The 26,674-nt window shown below is 67.8% G+C and carries 24 protein-coding genes; 13 read left to right on the top strand and 11 right to left on the bottom strand.

The window, feature by feature from the left end:
- Window positions 1-4: 4 nt before the first annotated feature.
- A complete protein-coding gene (locus GGR33_RS14285; protein WP_183506326.1) occupies window positions 5-2,209 on the top strand; it encodes a 3-hydroxyacyl-CoA dehydrogenase NAD-binding domain-containing protein in 2,205 nt (734 codons plus the stop codon).
- 13 nt (window positions 2,210-2,222) lie between these two features.
- Here the strand turns inward: GGR33_RS14285 and GGR33_RS14290 are convergent, their stop codons facing one another.
- Window positions 2,223-3,299, bottom strand: a complete 1,077-nt coding sequence (locus tag GGR33_RS14290; protein ID WP_183506328.1) for a DUF2336 domain-containing protein — start codon at window positions 3,297-3,299, stop codon at window positions 2,223-2,225.
- 121 nt (window positions 3,300-3,420) lie between these two features.
- Here GGR33_RS14290 and GGR33_RS14295 point away from each other — a divergent pair, with 121 nt between their 5' ends.
- Window positions 3,421-3,585, top strand: a complete 165-nt coding sequence (locus GGR33_RS14295) for a YqaE/Pmp3 family membrane protein (protein ID WP_183506330.1) — start codon at window positions 3,421-3,423, stop codon at window positions 3,583-3,585.
- A 69-nt stretch (window positions 3,586-3,654) separates the two neighbouring features.
- Here GGR33_RS14295 and GGR33_RS14300 read toward each other — a convergent pair whose 3' ends face one another.
- Together GGR33_RS14300 and GGR33_RS14305 are read right to left on the bottom strand one after the other, a co-directional pair.
- Window positions 3,655-4,623, bottom strand: a complete 969-nt coding sequence (locus GGR33_RS14300) for an AprI/Inh family metalloprotease inhibitor (protein WP_183506332.1) — start codon at window positions 4,621-4,623, stop codon at window positions 3,655-3,657.
- A complete protein-coding gene (locus GGR33_RS14305; protein ID WP_183506925.1) occupies window positions 4,620-5,552 on the bottom strand; it encodes a 2-hydroxyacid dehydrogenase in 933 nt (310 codons plus the stop codon). The genes GGR33_RS14300 and GGR33_RS14305 overlap by 4 nt, the downstream gene beginning before the upstream one ends.
- A gap of 285 nt (window positions 5,553-5,837) precedes the next feature.
- On the opposite strand from GGR33_RS14305, the gene leuC reads away from it, so the two are divergent.
- Together leuC and GGR33_RS14315 are read left to right on the top strand one after the other, a co-directional pair.
- A complete protein-coding gene (gene leuC / locus GGR33_RS14310) occupies window positions 5,838-7,253 on the top strand; it encodes a 3-isopropylmalate dehydratase large subunit (protein ID WP_183506334.1) in 1,416 nt (471 codons plus the stop codon).
- 106 nt (window positions 7,254-7,359) lie between these two features.
- On the top strand, window positions 7,360-8,286 hold the full coding sequence (locus tag GGR33_RS14315) for a DMT family transporter (RefSeq protein ID WP_284211792.1): 927 nt from the start codon (window positions 7,360-7,362) through the stop codon (window positions 8,284-8,286).
- A 76-nt stretch (window positions 8,287-8,362) separates the two neighbouring features.
- Here the strand turns inward: GGR33_RS14315 and GGR33_RS14320 are convergent, their stop codons facing one another.
- Window positions 8,363-9,181, bottom strand: a complete 819-nt coding sequence (locus GGR33_RS14320) for an oxidoreductase (RefSeq protein WP_183506336.1) — start codon at window positions 9,179-9,181, stop codon at window positions 8,363-8,365.
- A gap of 205 nt (window positions 9,182-9,386) precedes the next feature.
- On the opposite strand from GGR33_RS14320, the gene GGR33_RS14325 reads away from it, so the two are divergent.
- A complete protein-coding gene (locus GGR33_RS14325; RefSeq protein ID WP_183506338.1) occupies window positions 9,387-10,019 on the top strand; it encodes a TetR family transcriptional regulator in 633 nt (210 codons plus the stop codon).
- A 109-nt stretch (window positions 10,020-10,128) separates the two neighbouring features.
- On the opposite strand, the gene GGR33_RS14330 is transcribed toward GGR33_RS14325, so the two are convergent.
- Window positions 10,129-12,459, bottom strand: coding sequence for an NADP-dependent malic enzyme (locus GGR33_RS14330; RefSeq protein ID WP_246413143.1), 2,331 nt, complete (start codon window positions 12,457-12,459; stop codon window positions 10,129-10,131).
- Window positions 12,460-12,536: 77 nt separating this feature from the next.
- Between GGR33_RS14330 and GGR33_RS14335 the strand changes: the two genes are divergently transcribed.
- Genes GGR33_RS14335 through GGR33_RS26430 form a run of 3 tightly spaced genes read left to right on the top strand, consistent with a single transcriptional unit; the run spans window position 12,537 to window position 14,047 of the window.
- On the top strand, window positions 12,537-13,154 hold the full coding sequence (locus tag GGR33_RS14335; protein ID WP_284211793.1) for a CatB-related O-acetyltransferase: 618 nt from the start codon (window positions 12,537-12,539) through the stop codon (window positions 13,152-13,154).
- A gap of 41 nt (window positions 13,155-13,195) precedes the next feature.
- Window positions 13,196-13,450: a DUF3297 family protein gene (locus tag GGR33_RS14340; protein ID WP_183506340.1), complete on the top strand. Its 255-nt coding sequence runs from the start codon at window positions 13,196-13,198 to the stop codon at window positions 13,448-13,450.
- 6 nt (window positions 13,451-13,456) lie between these two features.
- Entirely contained in the window at window positions 13,457-14,047 is a 591-nt protein-coding gene (locus GGR33_RS26430) for a YdeI/OmpD-associated family protein (protein WP_183506342.1), read from the top strand.
- Window positions 14,048-14,053: 6 nt separating this feature from the next.
- Here GGR33_RS26430 and GGR33_RS14350 read toward each other — a convergent pair whose 3' ends face one another.
- The 4 genes from GGR33_RS14350 to aspS all read right to left on the bottom strand — a co-directional run bounded on the left by GGR33_RS14350 (window position 14,054) and on the right by aspS (window position 18,324).
- Window positions 14,054-14,359 carry a hypothetical protein gene (locus GGR33_RS14350; protein WP_183506343.1) on the bottom strand — a complete coding sequence of 102 codons (306 nt, stop codon included), beginning with the start codon at window positions 14,357-14,359 and terminating at the stop codon, window positions 14,054-14,056.
- Complete coding sequence (locus tag GGR33_RS14355) at window positions 14,356-15,432, bottom strand: acyltransferase family protein (protein WP_183506345.1); 1,077 nt, start codon at window positions 15,430-15,432, stop codon at window positions 14,356-14,358. The genes GGR33_RS14350 and GGR33_RS14355 overlap by 4 nt, the downstream gene beginning before the upstream one ends.
- A complete protein-coding gene (locus GGR33_RS14360; protein WP_183506347.1) occupies window positions 15,429-16,310 on the bottom strand; it encodes a glycosyltransferase family 2 protein in 882 nt (293 codons plus the stop codon). The genes GGR33_RS14355 and GGR33_RS14360 overlap by 4 nt, the downstream gene beginning before the upstream one ends.
- 199 nt (window positions 16,311-16,509) lie before the next feature.
- Window positions 16,510-18,324, bottom strand: coding sequence for an aspartate--tRNA ligase (gene aspS, locus GGR33_RS14365; protein WP_183506349.1), 1,815 nt, complete (start codon window positions 18,322-18,324; stop codon window positions 16,510-16,512).
- Window positions 18,325-18,481: 157 nt separating this feature from the next.
- Here aspS and rnd point away from each other — a divergent pair, with 157 nt between their 5' ends.
- The 4 genes from rnd (at window position 18,482) to GGR33_RS14385 (ending at window position 22,860) form a co-directional block, all read left to right on the top strand.
- Entirely contained in the window at window positions 18,482-19,633 is a 1,152-nt protein-coding gene (rnd, locus tag GGR33_RS14370) for a ribonuclease D (RefSeq protein WP_183506351.1), read from the top strand.
- Between the two features lie 140 nt (window positions 19,634-19,773).
- Window positions 19,774-20,061, top strand: a complete 288-nt coding sequence (locus GGR33_RS14375; RefSeq protein WP_183506353.1) for a hypothetical protein — start codon at window positions 19,774-19,776, stop codon at window positions 20,059-20,061.
- A gap of 98 nt (window positions 20,062-20,159) precedes the next feature.
- Window positions 20,160-20,630 carry a (2Fe-2S)-binding protein gene (locus GGR33_RS14380; protein ID WP_183506355.1) on the top strand — a complete coding sequence of 157 codons (471 nt, stop codon included), beginning with the start codon at window positions 20,160-20,162 and terminating at the stop codon, window positions 20,628-20,630.
- 13 nt (window positions 20,631-20,643) lie between these two features.
- Window positions 20,644-22,860: a xanthine dehydrogenase family protein molybdopterin-binding subunit gene (locus tag GGR33_RS14385; protein ID WP_183506357.1), complete on the top strand. Its 2,217-nt coding sequence runs from the start codon at window positions 20,644-20,646 to the stop codon at window positions 22,858-22,860.
- A gap of 8 nt (window positions 22,861-22,868) precedes the next feature.
- Here GGR33_RS14385 and GGR33_RS14390 read toward each other — a convergent pair whose 3' ends face one another.
- Together GGR33_RS14390 and GGR33_RS14395 are read right to left on the bottom strand one after the other, a co-directional pair.
- A complete protein-coding gene (locus tag GGR33_RS14390) occupies window positions 22,869-24,719 on the bottom strand; it encodes a hypothetical protein (protein ID WP_183506359.1) in 1,851 nt (616 codons plus the stop codon).
- Between the two features lie 196 nt (window positions 24,720-24,915).
- On the bottom strand, window positions 24,916-25,242 hold the full coding sequence (locus tag GGR33_RS14395) for a HesB/IscA family protein (protein ID WP_183506361.1): 327 nt from the start codon (window positions 25,240-25,242) through the stop codon (window positions 24,916-24,918).
- Between the two features lie 137 nt (window positions 25,243-25,379).
- Here GGR33_RS14395 and GGR33_RS14400 point away from each other — a divergent pair, with 137 nt between their 5' ends.
- Entirely contained in the window at window positions 25,380-26,657 is a 1,278-nt protein-coding gene (locus GGR33_RS14400) for a deoxyguanosinetriphosphate triphosphohydrolase (protein WP_183506363.1), read from the top strand.
- Window positions 26,658-26,674: the final 17 nt, after the last annotated feature.

A 26,674-nucleotide genomic window follows, 5' to 3' on the forward strand; every position in this document is an offset into this window, starting at 1 on the left:
CGCGATGAGCGCCTATACGAATTTCCGCTTCGAGACCGATGCCGACGGGATCGCGCTGGCGACCTGGGACATGCCGGGCCGCTCGATGAACGTCATCACCATGGAGGTGATGGATGAGCTTGAGCGGATCGTGCAGGCGGTGGCGGGTGACGCGGCCATCAAGGGCTGCGTCATCACCAGCGGCAAGGAGCAGTTCTCGGGCGGCGCCGACCTGACCATGCTGCAGGGCCTCGGCGCCGAATACGAGCGGCTCAAGGCGACGGCCGGCGAAGAGGAGGCGATGCGCCACTTCTTCGAGGGCGCCCGGCGGCTGAACCTAGTCTTCCGGGGGCTGGAGACCTGCGGCAAGCCCTTCGCCGCAGCGATCCATGGGCTCTGCCTCGGCGGCGCCTTCGAGCTGGCGCTGTCCTGTCATCACAGGATCCTGTCCGACGACGACAAGACGCGGGTTGGCCTGCCCGAGATCAAGGTTGGCCTTTTCCCCGGCGGTGGCGGCACCCAGCGTGTGCCCCGCCTGATGCAGACGGGCGACGCCCTGCAGATGCTGTTCAAGGGCGAGCAGATCCGCGCTCCCATGGCCAAGGGCATGGGCCTCGTCCACGCCGTCGCGCCCCGTGCCGAGATCGTCGAGAAGGCCAAGGCCTGGATCAAGGAAGGCGGCTCGGCCGTCGCGCCCTGGGACGTGCCGAAATACAAGGCCCCGTCGGGTAAGGTCTATTCGCCGGCCGGCATGATGATCTGGCCGCCGGCCAACGCGATCTACCGCCGCGAGACCCACGACAACTACCCCGCCGCCAAGGCGATCCTGCACTCGGTCTACGAAGGGCTGCAGCTGCCGATGGATCTCGCCCTGAAGGTCGAGAGCCGGTACTTCACCAACATCCTGCGCACCAAGGAAGCGCAGGCGATGATCCGCACCCTGTTCATCTCCATGGGTGAAATCAACAAGGGCGCTCGCCGCCCGAAGGACGTGCCTCCGACTTCGATCAAGAAGGTCGGTGTCGTCGGCGCCGGCTTCATGGGTGCTGGCGTCGCCTATGTCACGGCCGAGGCCGGCATGGAGGTCGTGCTCGTCGACCAGAGCCTGGAAGCCGCCGAGAAGGGCAAGGGCCACGCTCAGAAACTCATCACCGACCGGGTCAACAAGGGCCGGGCCAAGGCGGCCGACCGCGACGCGCTGCTCGGACGCATCACCGCCAGCGGCGACTATGCCGATCTCGCCGGCTGCGACCTCGTCATCGAGGCGGTCTTCGAAGACCCGAAGGTGAAGGCCGAGGTGATCGCCAAGGTCGAGGCGGTGATCGGGGAGGGCGCGATCTTCGCCTCCAACACCTCGACCCTGCCGATCTCCGGCCTCGCCAAGGCTTCGTCGCGACCGACGGATTTCGTCGGCATCCACTTCTTCTCGCCGGTCGAGAAGATGCTGCTCGTCGAGATCATCCGGGGTGAGCAGACCGGCGACAAGGCGATCGCCGCCGCGCTCGATTATGTGCGCGCCATCAAGAAGACGCCGATCATCGTCAACGACAGCCGCGGTTTCTTCGCCAATCGCTGCGTGATCGCCTATCTCGAAGAGGGTCACCGCATGCTCGCCGAGGGCGTGCCGCCGGCCATGATCGAGAATGCCGGCAAGATGGCCGGCATGCCGGTCGGGCCCCTCTCACTCAACGACGAGGTCGGCATCGATCTCGGCCTCAAGATCCTGAAGGCGACCGAAGCGCAGCTCGGCCCCGACGCGGTCGATCCGATCCAGAAGGCGCTGCTCACCGAGCTCGTCGAGAACCAGGGCCGTCTCGGCCGCAAGAACCGCAAGGGCTTCTACGACTACCCCGAGAGCGGCCAGAAGCGGCTCTGGCCGGCGCTTCGCGAGATGCAGGCCGAGCCGCTCGTCGCAGACGAGATCGACGTCGCCGAGTTGAAGCAGCGCTTCCTCGTCGTGCAGGCGCTGGAGGCCGCGCGCACGGTCCAGGAGGGCGTCATCACCGACCCACGTGAGGCCGATGTCGGCTCGATCCTGGGCTTCGGCTTCGCGCCCTTCACGGGCGGCGCGCTCTCCTACATCGATTTCATGGGAGCCAGCCGCTTCGTCGAGCTGGCGCGTGGGCTGGAGGCCAAACATGGCCCCCGCTTCGCGCCGCCGGACAACCTCGTCGCGATGGCCGAGAACGGCGGCCGCTTCTACGACGCGCTGAAGAAGAAGGCGGCCTGAGCCTCGCGCCGGCTCAGCCGGCCTTCTGCAGCTGATCCCGGGCGGCCGTGAAGCGTACCACGCGCTGTGCGGTCGCCACGGAGAGCGCCTGGAACGCTTCGAACGCGCCGCGCATCTCCTCCGCCGGCGGCTCCTTGCCGGTCTTCGAGATCAGGAAGGCCTTGAAGGTCCCCCAGCCGAAGCGCAGCGAGCGGATCAGGAAGAGCAGCGGATCGGAATGCGCGCCCTGGTAGGCGCTCAACACCATCTCCGCCGGCATCGCCGCCGCGCGGGAGAGACCGACGATCGCCTCCATCACGCGGCCCTCTGCCAGCCACGCGACGAGATCCGCTTCCTCCGGGTGCCGGGCGCCCTTACCGGCGAGCCAACCGTCGACCGCAACGGCCGCCTCCTGGAGGGAGATCGACTCGCCGGCGACGGCGCGGGCGGCGCGCGACACCGCGACCGCGGCGGCCTCGCCTCCGAACTCGTCGCCGAGCTTGCGCGAGACGCGCGCCTTGGCGGTCTCCACGAGATGATCGATGTGGATCGCCGGGATGTCGCGGCGCAGGAGGAGGATGTTCTTCAGGTCGGGGTCGTCAGCGCCGTGACTCGCGAGCGTGTCGAAGCTCTGGGGTGAGAAGCGCGCGCCGTCATTGCCCGCGACCGTCCGGAGAACCGCTCCGTCGCCGCGTGAGACGAGTACGTTCGTGACCCGCTCCGACAGCGAGCGCCGCCGCGAGATCGCCTGGAGATGGTCCTGGCCGCGTTCCTCGGCGATCCGGATGAGATCGCCCTCCGCGACCTGTACGGATCGCGACAGCACGGGACCGGCTACGGCCGCGTCCGCGTCGTAGGCGAGATCGCGCACCACGGAGCGCGGCGCGTTGGCGATGCCGGCGACGGATTCGGACAGAGCAGCCCTGGCCGCCGTCTCGACGCTCTGGGACAGCTTGAGGATCACGGTCTCGAAGGCCGAGAGCTGGCTCTGGCCGAGCCGCTCCGCGGTGTCGACGAAGAGATCGGTCATCCGCAGGAGCATCACCCGCCGCGCCGCCGGATCGCCGTTGGTCACGGCGTATTCGACATCCTGGGCGAGGGAAACCATCATCGCGTTAGGGGTACCGGCGAACCTCGTCGGATTTTGATCGCCAGACCTTTACAAAACATCGCCGCTGGAACTCGAATGCTCACGCTTGCGTTCCGAGGACGTCCAAATCGACGGAGCTCCCGTGTCAACCTTCGTACAGATCCTGATTGCATTCTTTCTGCCGCCGATCTCCGTCCTGATGACGAATGGATTCGGTCTGCAGTTCCTGCTGAACGTGCTGCTCTGTCTGCTGTTCTATCTCCCGGGCTCGTTCCACGCCCTATACCTTCTTCTGCGCGATCGCTGAGCGATTCACTCAACCCAAGCGCGCATCACCGGACGAAGCGAGAGCGCGGGGCCGCCGGCCCCGTCCCAGTCAGTTCTCGACCTTGCGCAGAACCAGCGTGGTGCCGGTGTCGGGATCGCGCCGCCAGACCCCATCGGCGGTGCGGACCAGGTTGATCGCGTGGCCGCGCCGCGCCTTCAGGGTGAGGTGGCCGCTGGCGTAGCGCCACGAGGTCGGATCGAAGGTGGCGATCCCGCTGTCGCGACAACCGGGCAGAAGCCTGGCGGGTGACAGGTCCTTGAGAGGCTCCCGCTCCGCCTTGGCCGCGATCGCCCTCGATTCCAGGGCGATCCGGCAGACATCCTTTTCGTTGAAGCGGTCGAGGGCGTAGGTCCCGACCGGCGAACCGTTCATGGGAGCCGCACTGATGGGAGCGGGGACATCGGCCCGCGCTATCGGCTGCGGCTTGGTCAGGACGCCCGATTGCAGCATCGGCTGCGAACCAGGGATGCCCTGGCTCGGCGCAACGTCGGAGATGCCTGGGGCAGAGGGTTGGGACTCGTCCGCAATCGGCGGCGGCGGGGGCGGCAACGTCGCCATGGTCTGCAGGGGAACGAGACTGTAGCTTCCGCCCTTCTCATCCTTGCCGATGAGGCTCTGCTGGTCGGGGCGCGGCACGAACGAGACCAGCGGGCGCACATTGCGGTCGACGATCCGGATGCCCTTCTCCGCGAACAGCCAGCCCGCGGCCTCGGCGAGGACGGGGAGGGCCCGTCGGCAACCGGCGGGGAAGCGCAGAAGACGGCCGTTCGGCCCGCTATCGCCGGATAGGGACAGCTCGCAGCGACGGTTGCTGCCGTCGAGGGCCATGTCCCAGGTGCCGACAGCATCCCCGAGGGTCTCGGGGAGAGTCTTCATGGGAGGCGCAGGGGGAGGTGCCGAGGGCGTCTCCGCCGCCGGCGCCGGCATCTCGTCGATCCTCAGTCCCGTATCCTGTGCGCGCAAGGGCGCGCCCGCTGCGATCAGCAGCGCACACCCCACCAGCGCGCGCAGGATCATGTCCGCGGGCTCCAGGGCGTCTCGGCGACGGGCGTCAGCGGGCCACGGCCCTCGAACCAGGAGACGAGGTTGTCGACGACGAGCCGGCCCATTGCCCGGCGCGTATGGACGGAGGCCGAGCCGACATGCGGCAGCAGCACGGTGCGCTCGACGTCGATCAGCGCCTGCGGGACCTGCGGCTCCTTGGCGAAGACGTCGAGCCCGGCGCCGTGGATAGTGCCGGAGCGCAGCGCCTCGATCAGCGCCGGCTCGTCGATGACCGTGCCGCGGGCGACGTTGATCACGATGCCGTCCGACCCGAGCGCGGCGAGCACAGCGGCATCGACCATGCCCTCGGTCCCGGCGCCACCCGGTGCCACGACCATCAGCACGTCGACGGCCTGGGCCATCTCCATCAGTGTCGGGTGATAGGCGTAGGAGACGTCGGATTGGCGCGAGCGCCCATGATAGTGGATCGCCACGTCGAACCCTTCGAGCCGTCGGGCGATGGCCCGTCCGATCCGGCCGAGGCCGAGGATGCCGACCTTGCGCTCGCGAAGCGTCGCAGAGAGCGGGTAGGGCTTCTCGGGCCACTTCCCGGCACGAAGGTAGCGGTCGGCCTGGGGAATCTGGCGCAGGGTCGAGAGCAGCAGGCCTAGTGCGAGGTCGGCGACTTCGTCCGTGAGAACGTCCGGCGTATTGGTGACGATGATCCCGCGACGCCCTGCCTCGGCTGCATCGATCGTGTCGTAGCCGACGCCGAAATTCGAAATGATCTCGAGCCGCGGCAGCCGATCGAGCAGGGCGCTGTCGACCGGCGTCTGCGCGCCCACGGCGAGGCCGCGGATGCGCGGGCCGAATTCGGCGAGGAACGCGTCCCGGTCGCCGGCCTCGTGCAGACGATGGAACTGGAAGTGGCCGTTCAGCGCCTCCATGACCTCGGACTGCATCTGCCGAATGGCGAGGACGTCGGGTTTCGCGGTATCGGTCACTGGCCGGGGGCCTCTGCTGGTTGCCCCGCCGGCTTACCGCCGGGTCGGGCGACGGTCCAGCGAGGAGGCTTCACACTTCCGGCAATGCAAGGCAGCACCGCCCCCGTCGGCTGGGCTCTTCCGAAATGTTGCCCGGAGCACTACTAGAGGGATCTGGAATGATCCCAACTCGCGCGCCGCCCCGTGGCCACCACGAGCCGGGCTCGTCGAGACCCTGACCATCGTAACCTCGCCGACAGAGCCATGACCGCTCCCCGCACCCTGTACGACAAGATCTGGGACGACCACGTCGTCGAGACTCTGCCGGACGGAAACACGCTTCTCTACATCGACCGCCACCTCGTCCACGAGGTGACGAGCCCGCAGGCCTTCGAGGGTCTTCGCGTGGCCGGCCGCCCGGTGCGCGCGCCGGAGAAGACGCTCGCGGTGGTCGATCACAACGTGCAGACCTCGGACCGCTCCAAAGGCATCGAGGACCCGGAGAGCCGGATCCAGCTCGAAGCGCTCGCCGAGAACGTGCGCGACTTCGGCGTCGAGTTCTACGACGCGCTCGATCGGCGCCAGGGCATCGTGCACATCATCGGGCCGGAGCAGGGCTTCACGCTGCCGGGCCAGACCATCGTCTGCGGCGACAGCCACACCTCGACGCACGGCGCCTTCGGCTCGCTCGCCCACGGCATCGGCACGTCGGAGGTCGAGCACGTGCTCGCCACGCAGACGCTGATCCAGCGCAAAGCGAAGAACATGCGCGTCACCGTCGACGGCACCCTGCCGGCCGGCGTCAGCGCCAAGGACATCGTGCTCGCGATCATCGGCGAGATCGGCACGGCCGGCGGCACCGGCCACGTCATCGAATATGCCGGCGAGGCCATCCGCGCCCTCTCGATGGAGGGGCGCATGACGATCTGCAACATGTCGATCGAAGGCGGCGCCCGCGCCGGCCTCGTCGCGCCGGACGCCACCACCTTCGCCTATGTCGACGGCCGCCCGAAGGCGCCCAAGGGCGAGGCCTTCGCTCGCGCACGCGCCTATTGGGAGAGCCTCGTCACCGACGAGGGCGCGCATTTCGACCGCGAGGTGCGGCTCGATGCGGCGAACCTCCCGCCGATTGTCTCCTGGGGCACTAGCCCCGAGGACGTGGTCTCGATCCTGGGCGTCGTACCGGATCCGGCCTCCATCGCCGACGAGAACAAGCGGCAGTCGAAAGAGCAGGCGCTCGCCTATATGGGCCTGACGCCCGGCACCCGGATGACCGACATCACGGTCGACCGCATCTTCATCGGCTCCTGCACCAACGGACGCATCGAGGACCTTCGCATCGTCGCCAAGATGGTCGAGGGCCAGAAGGTGCACGAGGGCGTCTCGGCGATGGTGGTGCCAGGCTCGGGCCTCGTGAAAGCCCAGGCCGAGGCCGAGGGGATCGACCGCATCCTGAAGGCTGCCGGCTTCGACTGGCGCGAGCCGGGCTGCTCGATGTGCCTCGGCATGAACGCCGACCGCCTCAGCCCGCTGGAGCGCTGCGCCTCGACCTCGAACCGCAACTTCGAGGGCCGTCAGGGCCATCGTGGGCGCACCCACCTCGTCTCGCCGGCCATGGCAGCCGCCGCGGCGGTGGCCGGGCGCTTCGTCGACATCCGCGAGTGGCACGGTCAGGCCTGACCAAACTCCCTTCCCGCCGCTGAGGCGGGGAGGGGACATCCGCCCATCGAGGCGCCGGCGGCACACCGGCCGGCCACCGTCCCATCGATCACGCCTCGAGGCGAACGTGGACAGCCCTTCCGCCATCGTGCCGCGCCGGAACGAGGCGGTCACGGCCTATCTCATCCTGACCTTCACGGCCCTGCTCTGGGGCGGCAATGCCGTCGCCGGCAAATGGGCGGTGGGCCAGGTCTCGCCGCAGGTGCTGACGACGCTGCGCTGGGTGATCGCTTTCGGCGCGCTTATCGCCTTCACCGGCCGTCGATCGATCTCGGACCTGCCGAGGCTGAGGCCGCACTGGCTTTACGTGCTGCTGATGGGCGCCACCGGCTTCACCGCCTTCGCGAGCCTGTTCTATATCGCGGGTGAGACGACCAGCGCCCTCAATCTCGCACTGATCCAGGGGTTGATCCCGGCTCTGGTCGTGCTGATCAACCTCGTCGTTCACCGGATCGGCGTCACCGGCGGCCAGGCCGTCGGGCTCGTGGTCACCCTTTTCGGGGCCGTGGTCGCCACCACGCATGGCGACTGGGCGGTGCTGACGACGCTCTCGTTCAAGTTCGGCGACGCGCTGATGGTCGCCGCCTGTGTGCTCTATGCCGCCTACGCGGTGGCGCTCGCGCGTCGCCCGAAGGTCGCCGGCCTGACCTTCTTCACCGCCCTCTCGGCCGCCGCCGCGCTCACCTCCTTCGTCCCGCTGGGAGCCGAGTGGGCGGCTGGTCATCTGCAATGGCCGACGCCACGCGGCTGGCTGATCGTCGCCTATGTCGCGCTCGGCCCGACGCTGATCGGCCAATTGCTCTTCATTCGCGGCGTCGAGATGATCGGCGCGAACCGGGCCGGACTGTTCGTGAACCTGGTGCCGGTGTTCGGGGCAATGCTCGCGGTGCTCGTCGCGCGCGAGGCGTTCGGCCCAACCGAGGCACTGGCCCTGATCCTGGTTCTCGGCGGCATCGCGATCGCTGAGCGGTTTCGGGCGCGCCCGGCGGGTTAGAGCTGGTCCGACGGATTGAGGCGGGATGCTCTGCACCTGATGACGCCCGCTGTCTTCGCCGAGACCAGCACCGCGGTTAGCGGAGGGCCATCATGATCAGGCGGTCGAACATCCGGTCGGATAGCCAGTTGCGCAGGAACAGCATCGTTCCGGCCAGCATGCCGCCGTGGTAACGGGTCCGCGGTGTCCGGGCCTGAAGCCCCCTGACGATGAGGTCGCTGATGGCCTTGGGCGGCGCCCCCTTCTGACTGGTCATCAACGTCTTCGCCTTGGCGACGAGGCCCGCATAGGCACCTTGACCGGAGATCCGCTCCGCTTCCGTCGCGGCAATGCCGCTCCACTCGCTCTCGACGCCGCCGGGCTCGATCACGACGACGTCGATGCCGAACGGGCGCACTTCCATGCGCAGGGCGTCCGAATAGCCCTCAAGAGCGAATTTGGAGGCGTGGTACCAGCCGCCGAGCGGGGTCGCGAGCCGCCCACCGATCGAGGACACGTTGAAGATCCGGCCAAACTTGCGAGCCCGCATGTGCGGCAGGCAAAGCTGGGTCAGACGCGCCAGCCCGAACAGGTTGATCTCCATCTGCCTGCGGGCGTCGTCGAGGGTGACGTCCTCCAGCGCGCCGTATTGCCCGTAGCCTGCATTGTTGATCAGAATGTCGATGCGACCCTGCTCGCCGATGATCCGCTCGATGGCCGACACCATCGTCGAGTCCTGGGTCACGTCCATCGCCAGGACGTGTCCGCCGGCTGCCTCGATCTCGCCCATCCGTTCGAGGCGGCGAGCCGCGCCGTAGACGACGTAGCCCTCGCCGATCAGGCGGAGGGCGAAGTCTTTCCCCATACCGGAGGAGGCACCGGTGATCAGGGCGACGGGCTTGCCGGTGATGGTCATGAATCTCGTTCCTATTGGTTTCGGCATGACTCGTCGTTCCGAGGACGGGGGAAGCCCGAATCCTCGGTCGAAGCCTCGCCAGGCTGCTGCTGTGCCTTTTTCGGCGCGGAGGCCCGACGGAAGGCCCTTCATCAAAGCGTCGAGACAGATATTATGCACTCAATGCAAAATTGCAATAAGGGCATAAATATCTTATGGCCGACCTATGACGGCGACCAAAGAGGAGGCGGCTGAACCGCGTGAGGGCTTACGCGAACGCAAGCGCCGGCAGACCCGCGCGCGGATCGCCGAGGCCGGTATGCGCTTGTTTCTGGAGCGGGGCTTCGAAGAGACGACGCTCGATGCGATCGCCGAACAGGCGGACATCGCAAGGCGGACCTTCTTCCACTACTTCGACACGAAGGAAGCCATCCTCAACACGCTGCAGGACACGACCGAGAGCAGCCTCCGCGCGGTCATCGTCGAGGCCGATCCGAAGAGCGCGCCCTTCGATGTGGTGTGCGAGGCCATGCTCGGGATGATCTCCCGCTTCGGAACGGAAGAAGCGCGCGCCATCGATCGCTTGTTGCGCTCGACCGAGACCCTGCGCGCCCGCAAACAGGCCAACTACCAGACGCAGGAACAGATGATCTTCGAGGCGCTACGCCAGAAATGGCCCGAGCCGGATCTCGCCCTCAAGCTCCGGCTGGTCTCGCTGGCTTGTGTCGGCGCCTTGCGTTTGGCCTCGGATGCGTGGAGCGCCAGCGACGGTACGCGGCCGCTGCAAGATCATCTCGTCGACGTGTTCTCGGCGCTGCGCGCGGACATCACGCGTGGATCACCGATGGCCCTCGATTGAATTCGAGAGACCTCAGGCATCGGACTTTGACCGCCAAACAAAATGAAAGGCGGCGGAGATCCTCTCTCCGCCGCCTCCATGAAGCTGACGCTTCGCCGTTCGAACCAGCCTACTCCGCGATCAGTCCGGCACCAGGTTCGGCCGCCGCCACCGAGAGTTGGTGGCTGGACTGAGCCTCGACCACTGCCGCCGCGGTGACGTTCACGATGCCGCGGGCGGTCACCGAGGGCGTCAGGATGTGGGCCGGCTTGGCCGGGCCGATCAGCAGTGGGCCGACCGGCAGAGCATCCGCCAGCACCTTCGCGAACTGGAAGGCGATGTTGGCCGCATCGAGGTTCGGGAAGACCAGCACGTTGGCCGCGCCCTTGAGCCGTGAGCCGGGCAACACCTTGTCGCGGATCAGCTCGGAGAGCGCCGAATCCGCCTGCATCTCGCCGTCGACCTGGAGCCCTGCGTCGCGGGCCTGGATCAGTTCGAGGGCGCGGCGCATCTTCACCGAGGAGTCGCTGTCCGACTGGCCGAAATCGGAGTGGCTGAGCAGCGCGATCTTCGGCGTCAGCCCGAAACGGCCGACGTGGTTCGCGCAGGCCAGCGTCATGTCGGCGATCTCTTCCGCGCTCGGGTCCTTTCGAACATGGGTGTCGGCGAGGAAGAAGGCGCCCTTCTTGGTGACGATCAGGCTCATCGCCGCGAGATCGCGGACGCCCGGCGCGAGGCCGATGATGTCGCGGATCACGCGAAGCCGCGTGTCGAAGCGGCCTTCGAGGCCGCAGATCAGCGCATCGGCCTCGCCGCGGCGCACGGCGAGCGCACCGATCACCGTCGAGTTGGTGCGCACCAGGGTGCGGGCGAGATCGGGCGTGATGCCCTTGCGGCCGGCCACGTCGAGATAGGTCGCGACGTAGTCGCGGTAGCGCGGATCGTCATCGGGATCGATCAGGTCGAAATGCTCGCCCTGGCGCAGGCTGAGGCCGAAGCGCTTGACGCGCACCTCGATCACACGCTGGCGGCCGACCAGGATCGGACGGGCGACGCCGTCCTCGACGATGGCCTGGGCGGCACGCAGCACGCGCTCGTCCTCGCCCTCGGCGTAGATCACGCGCTTCGGGTCGGCCTTCGCCTTCGAGAAGAGCGGCTTCATGATGAAGCCCGAGCGGTGGACGAAGCGATCGAGCGACTCGGCGTAGGCCTCGATGTTCTCGACCGGCCGGCCGGCCACGCCGGAATCCATCGCCGCCTTGGCCACGGCCGGGGCGATGCGCAGGATCAGGCGCGGATCGAACGGGCTCGGGATCAACGATTTCGGTCCGAAGGGACGCACCTCGCCGCCATAGGCGCGGGCGACGACGTCCGATGTGGTCTCGTGGGCGAGCGCCGCGATGGCCTTCACCGCCGCCTTCTTCATCTCCTCGTTGATCGCCGTGGCGCCGACATCGAGCGCGCCGCGGAAGATGTAGGGGAAGCAGAGGACGTTGTTGACCTGGTTCGGGAAGTCCGAGCGCCCGGTACAGATCATCGCGTCGGGCCGCTTCGCCTCGGCGAGGTCCGGCATGATCTCGGGGTATGGGTTGGCGAGCGCCATGATCAGCGGCTTCTCGGCCATCTTCTCCAGGTATTCCGGCTTCAGCACGCCGCCGGCCGAGAGGCCGATGAACACGTCGGCGCCGGGGATGACGTCGGCCAGCGTACGCGCCTCCGTCTCCTTCGCGTAGACGTCCTTCCAGCGGTCCATCAGCTCGGTGCGGCCCTTGTAGACCACGCCCTTGATGTCGGTGACGGTGATGTTCTCGACCCGGACGCCGAGGGCGACCAGCAGGTTGAGGCAGGCGATCGCCGCCGCGCCGGCACCCGAGGTGACGATGCGGACGTCTTCGAGCCGCTTGCCGGCGAGTTCCATGCCGTTGAGCACGGCGGCCGCGACGATGATCGCCGTGCCGTGCTGGTCGTCATGGAAGACCGGGATCTTCATGCGCGCCCGGCACTGCTCCTCGACTTCGAAGCACTCGGGCGACTTGATGTCTTCGAGGTTGATGCCGCCGAAGGTCGGCTCCAGGGCGCAGACCACGTCGACGAGCTTGCTGACATCGGTCTGGTCGACCTCGATGTCGAAGACGTCGATACCGGCGAATTTCTTGAAGAGGACGGCCTTGCCCTCCATCACCGGCTTCGAGGCCAGCGGGCCGATATTGCCGAGGCCGAGCACCGCGGTACCGTTCGAGAGCACGGCGACGAGGTTCTGGCGGATGGTGAGGGTGGCGGCCTCCTGCGGATCCTCGTGGATCGCCATGCAGGCGGCGGCGACGCCGGGGGAATAGGCCAGCGCCAGGTCGCGCTGGTTGCCGAGCGGCTTCGTCGCCTGGATCTCCAGCTTCCCCGGGCGCGGCAGGCGGTGATAGACGAGCGCTCCGGCCTTCAGATCTTCGGACATAGTATCGGCCATGGCTTTTCCTCCCACTGCCTTGCGGTTCGGCCGCGCCACGCGTGCTTGAGCCGCGTCGTTCTCGTCTTGCCGATGTGGTGCACCGCCTGCGGCAAGGGCGCAACCCACACAACGAGACGAGACTTCACCTTCAGAAGCTCGCGAAGCGCTGGCACTACTCGATCGGCGCGTATTCCTACGGCCGGCCCCGGGTGCGCTACCCTGAATCGGGCCACCCGCTGACGATCGGTCGATACTGTTCCATTGCCAGCAACGTCCAGCTTTTGATGGGGGGCAATCACAGACACGATTGGGTGACCACCTACCCGTTCGCGGCGATGCGCGGGCTCTGGCCGGATGCCGAGGCGTCCGAGGACTACGAGCGCTCGCGCGGCGGCATCACCATCGGGCACGACGTCTGGCTCGGCACCGGCTGCCTGATCCTGCCGGGCATCACGATCGGGCACGGCGCGGTGATTGGAGCGAACGCCGTCGTCACGCGCGACGTGGCGCCCTACGCGATCGTCGCCGGCAACCCGGCACGGGTGCTCCGTCGGCGCTTCGACGACGCGACGGTGGACGCGCTGCTGGACGCGGCTTGGTGGGACCTGCCGCCCGAGGCGGTGAGCCGGCTGATTCCTCTGCTCTCCAGCGACCGCGTCGCGGAACTCGCCTCAGCCGCGCGGGCGGCGCACGGCGTTGCGAACGAGGCCTGAATCTCCTACCCCGATCAACGATCACAGATCCGAGCCCGACGATGTCCGACACCCCGTCCACGACCTTGCCCGACCGCCTCTCGGTCAACCCGAACAGCCCGTATTACGACGAGGCGCTGCTGGAGCGCGGCATCGGCATCCGCTTCAAGGGCGTCGAGAAGACCAATGTCGAGGAGTACTGCGTGAGCGAGGGCTGGGTGCGGCTCTCGGCCGGCAAGACCCTCGACCGCGCCGGCAATCCGATGACGGTGAAGCTGAAGGGCCCAGTCGAGCCGTATCTGCGCGACCCGGAGTAGGGACCGGTGGCCGAGAAGGCCGGCCTTCCCATTCTCGCCTTCGCAGGTCTCGCCGAATGGGAGTCCTGGCTCGAAGCCAATCCGCGCACCACGCCGGGGATCTGGCTCAAGCTCGCTAAGAAGGGCTCAGATCTCGCCAGCGTCACGCAGCCGGAGGCGATCGAAGGCGCGCTCTGCCATGGCTGGATCGACGGACAGGCCGCGCCTTTCGATGGGAGCTGCTGGCTGATCCGTTTCACGCCGCGGCGGGCGCGCTCGAAATGGTCGCTGGTCAATCGCGAGAAGGCCGAGGCGCTGGTCGCTGCCGGGCGGGTACGAGAGGCGGGTCTCGCCGAGATCGAGGCGGCCCGCGCCGACGGACGCTGGGAGGCGGCCTACGCACCGTCGAGCCGCATCGAAGTCCCCGCGGACCTCACCGCCGCGTTAGACGCTGCGCCGGGAGCGAAACGCCAATTCGAAAACCTCGACCGGCAGAACCGCTACGCGATCCTCTACCGCATCCACGATGCGAAACGCGCGGAGACGCGCGCCAAGCGCATCGCCGGCTTCGTCGCGATGCTGGAGCGGGGCGAAACGCCCTATCCGAAGAAGGCATAAAGCCGTTCAGGGCGGCACATTCGCGCGTCGCTCGCGCTCGATCCGAAACACCCGCAGGCTTCGCGCTGCCAGCGCCTCGATCTGCGCGGGAGTCGTCGAGCCGTGGAGAACGAGGCTCGTCAGCACCTCCGGGTGCTTTCGACGCTGCTTCGGGGTCCGGGCGTGGTTGGAGACGCGCAGCGCAAACGCCTCGCCGGGAGGCGAGAGATAGACGCTGTCGCCGCGCTCGTTCCGCGCCGTAACGACGAAGCCTTCGGCCTCCAGCAGACGCACGGCGAGGGCGATGGCGGCGGGGGGAGGGAGCCCGCTCACGGTCTCGCCGGCTCGATGGTGCCGATGGTGCGCCGCCCCATGGCACGCGCCTTGAGCCGCAGCGCCGGCTTCTCGATCGCGTACCAAGACAAGGCCGCGACGCCGAGCGAAGGCATGAGCGAAGCCGCCAGCAGCGCCGACACCGAGGCCTGGGGCCAGAGCGCGTAGAGCGTCTGCTGGATCGGCCAGCCGTAGAGATAGACGCCGTAGGAAAGATCCGCCGGCAGATCGAGGGCAGGGCGGCCGAGCGCAGGCACGAAGGCGATCCAGATCGCCGCGTAGCATTCGGCCAGGAACAACACGGTCCGATAGAGCGGGGTGTCTCGGAGCAGCAGCGCCAGAGCGAGGCCGAGAAGCGGCCAGGCCGAGAGCCGCACCCGGTCTCGCCAGAGGTAAAGCGCGGCGCCCCCGGCGAAGATCAGCGGCAGGCGCAAGGCCGTCTCGATGCCCTTCGGCATGGCCGGGTTCACGGCCGCGACCGCGATCAGCGCGACGGATAGGCCCGCGACCAGAACGAGCGAGACCCAGCGCCCGCGCAGCAGCCTCAGCAGCCCGGCCAGACATACGCCGAGATAGCAGAGGGTCTCGTATTTCAGGGTCCAGACGGTTCCGAGCGGACTGCGGATCGGATTATCTTCGAACACGCCCGGCAGGCTCGCGTGGCTCTTGAAGCTCGTCAGCGTGCCCAGGATGAAGCGCCAGAGATCCGGCAAGCCGTAATACTCGGCCAATGGCAGCCGCGTCATCGCAGCGCCGAGTGCCAGCGAGACCACGAGCGTCGCCGCGACGAGGCCGGGCAGGATGCGCAGCGTACGGGCGAGGACGTAGTCGCGCAAGCCCCGGCGATCGAGGCTCATCGTGACGAGGAAGCCGGATACGGCAAAGAAGCCGTTCACCGCGTGTTCGCCCAGGGAGAAGCCGGTCAGGCCGAACAGAGGCTCGTCCTCGACGCGCCCGGTCGGAAGGCTGAAGGCGTGCGAGACCACCACTGCCAGGGCCAGGGCGAGCCGCAGAATCGAGAAGGCGTTGTGCGGACGCGCGAGCGCCTCGGCGAGGGTCGGCGTAGGCCTCACGCCGGCTCGTCCCGGCCGAGGTCTTCGCGCGCAAGGGCCTGTCGTCCGCGCAGGGCTGCGAATGCCCCGGCGGCCGAGCCTCCATAGCGCTCCATGCCGGCTCGACGCAGGAGGAGTGCCGAGAGCGCAGCCTTCGGCGCGTTCACCGCGAGCATCTTCAGGTTCGGATCGGGCAGACCGTATTTGCGGGAAACGTAGCTGCGCGACCAAGCCTGATGCCAGCGTGTGCGGAAGACCCGTCCCGGCTCCGGCGACGAGGATTTTCCGCGCCCGTGCAAGGCTACCGCGTCATGGACGTGGATCAGTGCCCGGCCGGTATCCGCGACCCTCCGACAGAGGTCGTCGTCCTCGAAGAACAGGAAGATGTTGGGATCGAAGCCGCCGAGCTCCAGGAACAGGCCGCGCTCGGCCATCAGGCACGCACCCATCAGGAAGGGCGCACAGGCATCGCCCTCGGGCAGGGAGCGAATGCCCTTCGGATTGTGGAGATAGGGCGAGAGCAGCGAGCGCGGCTGGAAGAAGTAACGTCCATCGGCTTCCATGATGCGCGGCGAGAACAAGCCAGCATCGGGATAGGCCTCGGCCGCCGCCATCAGGGCGCGCGCGGCGCCGGGCTGCAGGATCAGGTCGGGGTTGAGGATGACGACATGGCTCGCCCCCTCCGCCGCCCTCACACCGCGATTGTTGGCACGGCCGTAGCCTTCGTTGCGCGCGTTGCGCACCACCCGGGCACCCCCCGCCTCGGCTACCCGCACCGAGGCGTCGCGGCTGGCATTGTCGACGACGATGGCGGGGATCTTTTCGCGCGCGAGGGCCGCGAGGCAATCCGGCAGCGCCTGGGCGCTGTCGTGGGAGACGACGATGGCGGTGAGGGTCACGTCGCGAAATCCCCGCCGGAAGGCGGAGATCCCTCTCCCCTCTGCGGGAGAGGGTGGCCCGCAGAGCGGGTCGGGAGAGGGGAGCGACGTGTCCGGAGAGGGCGCACCCCTCTCCCGACCCTCGCTGACGCGAGGCCCACCCTCTCCCGCAGAGGGGAGAGGGAGACGCAGGAGCGGATCACCAGCCCCCGCCCGGCCCTCAGGCCTTCTTCTCGGGCGGGTTCAACCGGATGTGAAGCTCACGCAGCTGCTTCGGCGTGGCCTCCGACGGCGCACCGAGCAGCAGATCCTCGGCCCGCTGGTTCATCGGGAACAGCGTCACCTCGCGCAGGTTGATCGCGCCGACGAGCAGCATCACCAGACGGTCGATGCCCGCCGCCATGCCACCGTGGGGCGGCGCCCCATACTGGAAGGCGCGATACATGCCGCCGAAACGGGCATGGACATCCGCTTCGCCGTAACCGGCAATCTCGAAGGCCTTCACCATCGCATCGGGGCGGTGGTTACGGATCGAGCCCGAGGCGACCTCGTAGCCGTTGCAGACCATGTCGTACTGCACGGCCTTGAGCTTCAGCACCGCCTCGGTGTCGGCCGGGTCGAGCGCCAGGAACTCTTCGTGGCTGACGTTCGGGCCCGAGAACGGGTTGTGCGAGAAGTCGATCTTCTTCTCGTCCTCGTTCCACTCGTACATCGGGAAGTCGGTGATCCAGCAGAAGGCGTAGCGGTCGCGGTCGACGAGGCCGAGTTCGTCGGCGATGCGGTTGCGCGCCTTGCCGGCGAGCGCCGCCGCCTTGTCTTCGGTGCCGGCCGAGAAGAACACCGCGTCGCCAGCCTTCACACCGGCCTTCTCGGCGATGATCGCCTGGACCTCGGCGGGAATGAACTTCGCGATTGGGCCCTTGCCCGTGAGCGTGCCGCCCTCGTCCTCGAACACGACGTAGCCGAGGCCCGGCGCGCCCTCGGAGCGGGCCCAGTCGTTCAGCTTGTCGAAGAACGAGCGCGATTGGCCGGCCGCTCCCGTCGCGGGAATCGCGCGCACGACACCGCCGGATTTGATCACGCCCTTGAACGCCTTGAACTCGACCTCGTCGCGGGCGAACTCGTCCGACACGTCGGCGATGATCAGCGGGTTGCGCAGATCCGGCTTGTCCGAACCGTATTTGAGCATGGCCTCGGCATAGGGAATCCGCGGGAACGTCTCCGTGACGGGTTTGCCGTCGGCGAACTCCACGAAGGTATCGCGGACGACCGGCTCCATCGTGGCGTAGACGTCCTGCTCCGTGACGAAGCTCATCTCGACGTCGAGCTGGTAGAACTCGCCGGGCAGACGGTCGGCGCGCGGATCCTCGTCGCGGAAGCAGGGCGCGATCTGGAAGTAGCGGTCGAAGCCCGCGATCATCGTGAGCTGCTTGAACTGCTGCGGCGCCTGCGGCAGCGCGTAGAACTTGCCGGGATGCAGGCGGGACGGCACCAGGAAGTCGCGCGCACCTTCGGGCGAGGAGGCCGTCAGGATCGGCGTCTGGAACTCGAAGAAGCCGCTCTCGCGCATGCGACGGCGCAGCGAGTCGATGATCGCCCCGCGCTTCATGATGTTGGCGTGCAGCTTCTCGCGGCGCAGGTCGAGGAAGCGGTAGGCGAGGCGCGTCTCTTCCGGATATTCCTGGTCGCCGAAGACCGGCAGCGGCAGTTCAGCCGCGGGGCCGAGCACCTCGATGTCGTCGATATAGACCTCGATCGAGCCCGTTGGCAGCTCGGCATTCTCGGTGCCGGCGGGCCGGGTACGGACGCGGCCGTCGAGGCGGATCACCCATTCCGAGCGCACGGACTCGGCAAGCTTGAACGCCTTGGAATCGGAATCCACCACGCATTGCGTCAGGCCGTAATGGTCGCGCAGATCGATGAACAACACACCGCCATGGTCGCGGATACGATGGCACCAGCCCGACAGACGCGTGGTCTGCCCGACATCGGACGGGCGAAGCGCCCCGCAGGTGTGCGAACGGTAACGGTGCATGACGGGCTCTTGGGAATGAAGGCCGGCACCATTCACGCGATGCCGGGCAAGTCAAGGCGCGGACCTTGGCCAAGGCGCATCCGCCCAGCCAAACGTCCACCTCGTATTGGCGGACTTCGCCTCGCCTGAGCCCGGAACCTTCGATATAGCCTCAGGAATGGACCTGATCTCGACCACGTCGGAACTCGCCGACGCCTGTGCCCGCTTCGCCGCGCAATCCTTCGTCACCGTCGACACGGAGTTCATGCGCGAGACGACCTATTACCCGAAGCTCTGCCTCATCCAGATGGCGGCGCCGGACGGCTTCGCGGCGCTGGTCGATCCGCTCGCCAAGGATCTCGATCTCAAGCCCTTCGTCGACCTGATGGCCGACGAGGGCGTGGTGAAGGTGTTTCATTCGGCCCGCCAGGACCTCGAGATCATTTGGCTGATGGGCGAGCTGCTGCCGCACCCGTTCTTCGACACCCAGGTCGCGGCCATGGTCTGCGGCTACGGCGACAGCGTCTCCTACGAGCAGCTCGTCAACGACCTCGCCAAGGCAAAGATCGACAAGTCCTCGCGCTTCACCGACTGGTCGCGCCGGCCGCTCTCGGATGCCCAGCTCACCTACGCGCTCTCGGACGTGACGCATCTCGTGAAGGTTTACGAAGCCCTCGCCAAGCAGCTCATCGAGACCGATCGCGGCGCCTGGCTCGACGACGAGATGGCGGTGCTGACCTCGCCTGACACCTACCGGGCCGACCCGGCGCTGGCGTGGCGGCGCCTTTCGGGACGGATGCGGAAAGCCCGCGAAATCGCCGTGCTGATGGAGGTCGCGGCCTGGCGCGAGCGCGAGGCGCAGACCCGCAACGTCCCGCGCGGGCGCATCCTCAAGGACGAGGCGGTCATCGACATCGCCTCCTCGGCGCCGCGCAGCATTGAGGCCCTCGGCCGCCTGCGCACGATCCCCACCGGCTTCGAGCGCTCGCGGACCGGCGCCGACATCCTCGCCGCCGTCGAGCAGGGTTTCGCGCGCGACACCACCGACATCAAGCTTCCCGAGCGGGGGCGCTCGCGCGGGGGCAATGCGGCGGTGGTCGAGCTGCTCAAGGTGTTGCTCAAGGCCGTCGCGGAGGAGGAGGGCATCGCCCCGAAGATCATCGCTACGGTGGACGATCTCGAGGCGATCGCGGATGACGACCACGCCGACGTGCCGGTGCTCCAGGGCTGGCGGCGCAGCCTGTTCGGCGAGAAGGCGCTGGCGCTGAAGACCGGCCGTCTGGCGCTCTCGACGGAGCACGGCCGCGTCGTCGTGCGCGAGCTGAGCTAAGGGGCATATCCTTCCTGAAGCGGCTCTTCGGGCGCCGTCCGCAGCAGTCGCGGGCTCGGCGATGACGAAGGGGGCTACCCTTTCTCGGGATTAAACGGCAAAGTACTTGCCGAAACGTCCCGATCCCCGATCGCTCCTCCATGTTCGAGCCGAACGAAGTCCTGCAGGTCCTCACCGGGCGAGGTCATGTCTCGGCGGAGGGGGTCGAGGCCGTGCGCGTACGTTACCGCGTCGTCGTCGAGCGACGCGAAGGCATCGTCGTGGCTTCCGGCACGCTCACGGGCAGCCATGCCAGCCTGATGCCGATCTGGCTCATTCCCGACTCGACCCTGCGCCTCAAGAACGGCCGGCGCATCGATATCTCGATCACCGACCTCGTCGGCGACATCGCCGAGTTCGAGAGCACGGGCCTCTTCTCTCCCACGTAGCCGCCCCGTCGAACGACGTCGCCGCGCTTGACGCCAGCGGCGATCGGGCGAGACTGCCTGTCTGTATCAAGAATAATTCTGATCGGACGGAGGAGAGCATGGGCCGGCCCCATTCCCTGACCATCAATGGACGCTCGCTCAGCGTGAGCCTGGACGACCCCGACACGCCGCTTCTCTACGTGCTGCGCAACGAGGTTGGCCTGCGAGGGCCGCGCTTCGGCTGCGGACTGGGCCAGTGCGGGGCCTGCACCATCCATGTCGACGGACAGGCCGTGCGCTCCTGCGTGACGCCGCTTTCCTCGCTGAAGCCCGAGGCGAAGATCGTTACCCTCGAAGGCCTCGGCACGCCGGAGGCGCCGCACCCAGTCCAGGCGGCTTTCGTCGAAGAGCAGGCCGCGCAGTGCGGCTATTGTATCAACGGCATGATCATGACCTCGGCGGCGTTCCTCAAGGACAAGCCGAAACCGAGTGAGGCCGAGATTCGCGAGGCCCTCGTCGGCAATCTCTGTCGATGCGGCACCCACGCCCGGATCGTACGCGCCGTCCAGCGCGCCGCGGCCAGTCTCTGAGCGGGAGGGGAACATGCCAACCACCCAGCTCTCCCGCCGCAGCATCCTCCAAGGGGGGGCCATCGTCGTCGGCTTCTCGCTGAGCCGCGCGCTGCCCGCTGCTGCCGCCTCCGGCACCGCGCCCTCGAAGCCGGTCGCGCTCGATCAGGTCGATAGCTACCTCTCCCTGGAACGCGACGGCTCGGCCATCGTCTATTCCGGCAAGGTCGATCTCGGCACCGGCGTCCAGACCGCACTGACCCAGATGGCGGCCGACGAGCTCGACCTGCCGCTCGCCCGCGTCCGCGTGATCCAGGGCGACACCGCCCTGACGCCGGACCAGGGGCCGACCTATGGCAGCCTCTCGATCCAGAACGGTGGCACACAGATCCGCGCCGCCGCCGCGACCGCCCGGCGGCAGCTTGTCCAGCTCGCGTCCGAGCGGCTCGGCACGCCGGTCGATGCCCTCGTCACCAAGGATGGCCGCGTGGTGCCCACCGCAGGCGGAGAGGGGATCGCGTATGCCGACCTGCTCAAGGACGGCCATTTCTCGCTGAAGCTCGACAAAGACGCGCCGAGCAAGAACCCCGACACGTTCACATTCGTCGGCAAGCCGGTGGCGCGCCTCGATATCCCGGCCAAGATCTACGCCAGCTTCACCTACATGCAGGACGTGACGCTGCCGGGCATGCTGCACGGCCGGGTGATCCGCCCCCCGGCCATCGAGGCGCGGCTGACGGGCGTTGACGAGGCCTCGGTCGCCGGCATTCCCGGCCTCGTGAAAGTGGTGCGCGAGGGCGACTTTTTGGGCGTCGTCGCCACGAACGAGTGGGCTGCGATCAAGGCAGCCGAGAAGCTTTCGGCGACATGGTCCAAGGCCGAGACCCTACCAGAGCAGAGCCGGCTCTGGGAGCATGTCCGCGCCACGCCGGTGGTGAAGGAGGACGTCACATCCAACGTCGGCGACGCGGATGGAGCCATGACCGGGGCCGCCCGCACGCTGAAGGCGACCTACGACTTCGCGATCCACACCCACGGCTCGATCGGACCGTCCTGCGCGGTGGCGCAGCCCGAGGGCGACGCGCTCACCGTGTGGACCGCCTCGCAGATGACCCACGCTCTGCGCACGCAGCTCTCGGCGATGTTCTCGCTGCCGCCGGAAAAGGTGCGCTGCATCTATGTCGAGGGCTCGGGTTGCTACGGCCGCAACGGCCACGAGGATGCCGCAGCCGACGCCGCCATCCTGGCTCGCGCCGTCGGCAAACCGGTGCGGGTGCAATGGTCGCGCGCCGACGAGCATGGCTGGGACCCCAAGGGACCGCCGACCCTGATCGATCTCGCGGCAGGACTCGACGACAAGGGAGCGGTGACGGCCTGGTCCTCGCAGTTCCATATCCCGAATGGCGCCGCCGGCAGCGTGCCGCTGGTGGCGGCAACGCTCGCCAGGCTGCCGCACGAGACGGCGCTCGCGCCGGGCAACATCGTCCACAATTCAGCGATCCCCTACGGCTTCCCGAACGTGAAGACCGTCTGCCGCCGCCTCGCGACGACGCCGCTGCGACCGTCCTGGATCCGGACGCCGGGACGCATGCAGAACACCTTCGCCAACGAGGCCTTCGTCGATGAATGTGCGGCGGCGGCCGGCATCGATCCGATGGAATACCGGGTACGGTCGCTGAACGATCCGCGCGGCATCGAGATTCTCAAGCGCTTGGCGACGCTCGCGAAATGGGAGAGCCGGCCCTCGCCGCAAGGCGAGGCGAAGGATGCGGGCGGCGGCGTCCAGACCGGTCGCGGCTTGTCCTACGTCAAGTACGAACTCTACCGGACCTACGTCGCCGCGGTGGCCGAGGTCGAGGTCGAGCGCAGTTCCGGGATGATCCGCGCCAAAAGGGTCTTCGTGGTCCAGGATTGCGGGCAGATCATCAATCCGGACGGGGTGCGCAGCCAGATCGAGGGCAACGTCATCCAGACCGTGAGCCGCGTGCTCAAGGAGGAGGTGATGTTCGACCGCTCGCGGGTCACGAGCATCGACTGGGCGAACTATCCGATCCTGACCTTCCCGGAGGTGCCGGAGATCGTAATGGAGTTGATCGACCGCCCCCGCGACAAGCCCTGGGGCGCCGGCGAACCCTCGGCCGCCGTGATCCCGGCCGCCATCTCCAATGCCGTCTACGACGCCATCGGCCTCCGCCTGCGCTCGGTGCCGTTCACGCCGGAGAAGGTGAAGACGGCGCTCCAGCGCACCTGACGGGCGCCTCACTCCGCCGTGGCGTTGACCTCGAGCTTGTCGAGCACGGCGCCGGGACTCGTCGCCGTGCTGAAATCGACGACGCCGAGGCCGGAATCGCCCTTCGCCTTGGCGCTGATCGAGAGCGTGCCGGGTTTCGCCGCGAACTTGCCCATGGCGGCGCCGATGGCCTTGGCCGCCGGCGAATTGCCGAGGATCACCGGGATGCCGATCAGGCAGGCGGTGACGTATTCCTTGCGCAACTCGTCCGGCTTGAGGCTCAGCGACTTCGAAGTAGCGTCAATGAAGCGGTCGTAGAGCCCGCCATTCTCGACCTTGAGGTCGAGCGTCTTTGCCGTGGCAGAGAGCATGGCGAAGCCAGAGGTGGCGGCGTCCGGATCGAAGATCTCGGGGCCGATGCCGCCGAGCGTCGCGTTGAGGTGCAGGGTGCCCATGTCCTTGCCCGAAACCGAGACCTCGCGCAGCGAAAGTTCCTTCGCGCTCTCGTTCCAGGTGGAATCGGCCACGATGTTCAGGTCGAGGTCGCGGTAGCCGTAGAGGCCGAGCGAGCCGAGGACGGGGAAACCAGAGACCGCCGAGGCCGGCATGGTCAGGCCCGAGAGCGACAGCCGGCTTGCCGTGGGCACGCCATCCTTCGGCGGTCCGAAGGTCATGCTCGCGTCGCGCAGGCCGACATGCACCGTCCCGCCGGCCGGCTTGGCGAGGGGGTCGGCGGCCGATGCCTTGTGTCCCGGTGCTTCGTCAGTCGGAACATCGACGCTCAAGCCGGACAGCAGCAGAGTGCCGATCAACGGGGTGAGCCGGCGCATGTCGGCATCCGACACGGTTGCGGCATCGCCGGGCTTCGACAGCCGTCGCAGGGTGGCGATGGTCGGCTCCAGGGAGAAGCCGCTCAGCGAGAGCTTGGCGATCGTCGAACGGGTGCCGGTGCCGGCGAAGCTGATGCCGCTCAACGAGATCCCGGCATCGGCTCCCGCGGACGCGTAGGCGAGCCGGGCGACGGCGAGATCGATCGGCTTGTCGCCCTTGGCGTCCTGCACCCGCAGCCCGGTCGCCTCCATGCTGCCGACGGACACGGCCTCGATCAGGTCCGCCGCGTTGCCGGCGGCCTTCGCGCGCCCGGCCGCGTCGCCATTCGTGAGGTCGAGACCCTTGAAGGCGTCGAAGGCGCCGTTCCAGGTCGTGGGAACCTGGCGGCCTGAGAAATCGCGACCGGCGAGACGGGCGAAGCTCACCTGCACGCCGCGCTCGTCCTTGAAGGCGATGTTTTCGACCGAGAAGCCCGCATAGAGCCGCTGCCAGGGCCCCTTGCCGTCGCCCGGTTCCGTGGAGAGGCGGGCGAGCGCCGTAAGATCGACATCCTCGGCCCGGACCCGACCGTAGGACCCGTCGCCGTTGGTGGACCTGCCCTCCGCCGACCCTGCGACGGTGATGGCTGCACCGGCCGAGGTCAGTTCGGCGATGCGCCCGGCATGGACGCCGCGTGCGATGACGTCGCGGTATGTCGCGGTCTGGCGCATGCCGCCATTCGTCTGCTCGATGCGCAGCTCGGGAATGGCGAGGCTTCCGGCATCGAGCCGGGCGAGGCGGGTTGCCCAGGGCTCCTTGCCGTCTGCCTTGAGGATGGCGAGGAGGTCGTCCTTCGACAGGCGCGTGCCGCTCGCCGTCAGCTGCGCCGCCGTCGCCCGTGTGCCGCCGAAGGTCAGCACCACGTCGTTCAGCGTCACGTCCTGGACCGCGGAGGGCGCCTCCTGGGCCTCGGCCGGGGCCACCGCCGGCAACATGCCCAGCAAGCCGAGGCTGCAGACCGACGCGAGCACCGCCTGCCTGAGGCCGCGGCGACCGGAGGATGGAATCATGGCGTGGCCCGGAAAGCTGGATCGCGAGGAACATGCAGTCCATCGCGGCCCGCTCGCACGGGCGCCATGCACTGCCGCAGAACGCTAAAGCAGGCAATTGCGCCGATGACACGGCAAGGCTTCGGTCTCCAAATCGTCATTCCGGAAGCGCGAATTCGCGGCCCCGGAACGACCGACCCGGACGAAAGCGGGGGGTTCAGAGCGAGAACGACGTCCCGCAGCCGCAGGACGAGGTCGCCTGCGGGTTCTCGATCTTGAAGGACTGGCCGATCAGGTCGTTGGCGAAGTCGATGACGGACCCGCCCATGTACTCGATCGAGACCGGGTCGACGAGGACGATGGCACCGTCCTTCTCGATCACCAGATCCTCCTCGGTACGGATCTGCTCGATGTCGAAGGCATAGGAGAAGCCCGAGCAGCCGCCTCCGTTGACGCTGATGCGCAGGGAGCTGCCGGGCGGCTCCTGGCTCATGATCTCATTGATGCGCTTGGCAGCGCGGGCGGTCAGCTGGATATCGGTCATGGCGAGCTCGGCTTGATTGCTCGATCCCTCCCGAGAAACCCGGGCGGAGCCCGATTGCCGGAGGAGACTTGACGACAAGATATGGAGTACGCCGACGCACCGCAACGCGGCACCGTCAGCATGCGGTGCGGCACGCAATGGCGAAGACCTTGGCGCAGGACCATTCGACGAGACGTCCGGGCGATCGCTGGAGAGCGGTCTACGCCACCGATCCGGCGGCCACGCGCGGGCGCCTGCTTCCGGAACCGTCATCGCCCACGCGCAGCGACTTCCAGCGCGACCGCGATCGCATCATCCACTCCACCGCCTTCAGGCGGCTGAAGCACAAGACCCAGGTCTTCGTGCATCACGAGGGCGATCATTATCGGACGCGCCTGACCCACACGCTGGAGGTCAGCCAGATCGCCCGCGCGCTCGCCCGGGCTCTCGGGCTCGACGAGGATCTCTCCGAGGCGCTCGCCCTCTCGCACGATCTCGGCCACACCTGTTTCGGCCATACCGGCGAGGACGCGCTCGATGCCTGCATGGCGACCTATGGCGGCTTCGACCACAACGCCCAGACCTTGCGCATCGTCACGCGCCTCGAACGGCGCTACGCCGAATTCGACGGCCTGAACCTTAGCTGGGAGACCCTCGAAGGGCTGGTCAAGCATAACGGGCCGCTGCTCGAAGAGTCCGGCGCCCCGACGCCGCGATATCGCCGAACCGGGATCGCGGCTGCGATCCTCGAATACAATGCGCTGAACGATCTCGAACTCGCCCGCTATGCCGGGCCGGAGGCGCAGGCCGCGGCGCTCGCCGACGACATCGCCTACGATTCGCACGATCTCGACGACGGCTTGCGGGCCGGTCTGTTCGAGCTGGGCGAGTTGCGCACGGTGCCGTTCCTGCGCGATCTCCTGGACGAGATCGACCAGCGCCATCCCGGGCTCGAAGCCTCGAGAAAGATCCACGAACTGGCGCGACGGGTCATCACGCGCTTTGTCGAGGATCTGATCGTCGAGAGCGAGGGGCGGCTCGAGAGGCTGCAGCCGCAATGCGTCGAGGATATCCGGGCGGCCTCCGGCCCCGTGATCGCCTTCTCGGAGCGGATCGCGGAGGCGGATAGCCAGATCAAGGCGTTCCTGTTCGCGCGGATGTACCGCAATCCCGAGGTGGTCGAGGTTCGCGCCAAGGCCAGCGCCATCGTCGCCGACCTGTTCTCGGCCTTCGTCGCCGATCCGTCGCGGATGCCGGCGGAATGGTGCGCGGGCCTCGATGGCGCAGATGAGGGGCGGCGTGCCCGGCGGATCGCCGACTACATCGCCGGGATGACCGACACCTACGCCGTGCGCGAGCACGGCAAGTTCCATCCGACCACGCCGAACCTGCACTGGCACGCTGCGGATCGTGGCCTGCCCCTTGCGGAGCCTTGAGAAACGTCGGGGCGGAC

This window comes from Methylobacterium brachythecii, assembly GCF_014196345.1.
Classification (GTDB): domain Bacteria; phylum Pseudomonadota; class Alphaproteobacteria; order Rhizobiales; family Beijerinckiaceae; genus Methylobacterium; species Methylobacterium brachythecii.